This is a genomic window from Neoroseomonas rubea (genome assembly GCF_016106015.1).
Classification (GTDB): Bacteria; Pseudomonadota; Alphaproteobacteria; order Acetobacterales; family Acetobacteraceae; genus Neoroseomonas; species Neoroseomonas rubea.
The window spans coordinates 1-1,189 of sequence record NZ_JACADQ010000619.1 but is presented as its reverse complement, the minus strand read 5'-3'; the positions used below and the strand labels follow the sequence as shown (position 1 = coordinate 1,189).

Sequence of the window (1,189 nt, the reverse complement as noted above, 5' to 3'; positions counted from 1 at the left end):
GCTTCGGCGCGGCGCTGGCGGAAGCCGGGCCGCTCACCCTCGCCCGTGCCGCCGCGCAGCCGCAGCGCATCCTTCCCGCCCCGCGCGCGGAAGCCGACCGGCTGGTCGCCCGCGCGCTGCAGGCGCCGATGACCGTGCCGACCGAGGCGACGGTGCTGGCGCGGACCGGGGATGGCCGCGCCATCGCCTCCGCCACCCTGTCCTTCCCGCCCGGCGCGACGAGCGCCGAGGCCGCGCTCGACCTGCCGATCGAGATCCGCAACCAGGTGGTCCGCCTCGACCTGGAACCCGAGGCCGGCGCGGCCGGGACGGTGCTGCTGGATGAGCGCTTCCGCCGCCGCCCCGTGGGCCTGTCCGCCGCGGTCGAGACGAGCGCGGACGCGCCGCTGACCGGCGACCTCTTCTACCTCGACCGCGCGCTCGCCCCCTATGCGGAGATCCGGCGCGGCACGCCGGAGGCGCTGCTCGCCCGCCGCCTCGCCGTGCTGGTGCTGGCCGACCGGGAGGTGCCGGAGGGGCGGGAGCGCGAGGCACTGACGCGCTGGGTCGAGGAGGGCGGCACGCTGGTGCGCTTCGCCGGCCCGCGGCTCGCCGAACGGCCGGACCCGCTGCTGCCCGTGGCGTTGCGCGCGGGCGAACGGCAATTGGGCGGCGCGCTGTCCTGGGACCGGCCGCAGACCCTCGCGCCCTTCCCCGAAGGCTCGCCCTTCGCCGGGCTGGTGCCGCCGGCGGAAGTGACGATCGAGCGGCAAGTGCTGGCGGAACCCTCCCCGCGCCTGACCGAGCGCTCCTGGGCGCGGCTGTCGGACGGCACGCCGCTGGTCACCGCCGTGGCGCGCGGCAAGGGGCGGATCGTGCTGTTCCACGTCACCGCCAATGCGGAATGGTCGAGCCTGCCGCTCTCGGGCCTGTTCGTGGACATGCTGCGCCGCCTCGTCTCGCTCTCGGCCGGCGTGCAGGGGGCGGAAGGGGAAGCGCCGCTCGCCCCGCTCGAGATCCTGGACGGCTTCGGCCGGCTTGGCCCCGCCCCGCCCGCCGCCGCCCCCATCCCGGCCAACAGGGTGGAGGAGACGGCGGCCTCGCCCCGCCACCCGCCCGGCTGGTACGGCACGGCGGGGCAGCCCGACGAGGCCACCTGGCGGCGCGCGCTGAACCTCTCGGCGCATCTCCCGCCGCCGCGCCCGGCCGC

General features: G+C 77.9%; 1 pseudogene. It reads left to right on the top strand.

Annotated features, from left to right (window positions below):
* Positions 1-1,189, top strand: a pseudogene (locus tag HW577_RS25365) (DUF4159 domain-containing protein); the annotation flags it as partial.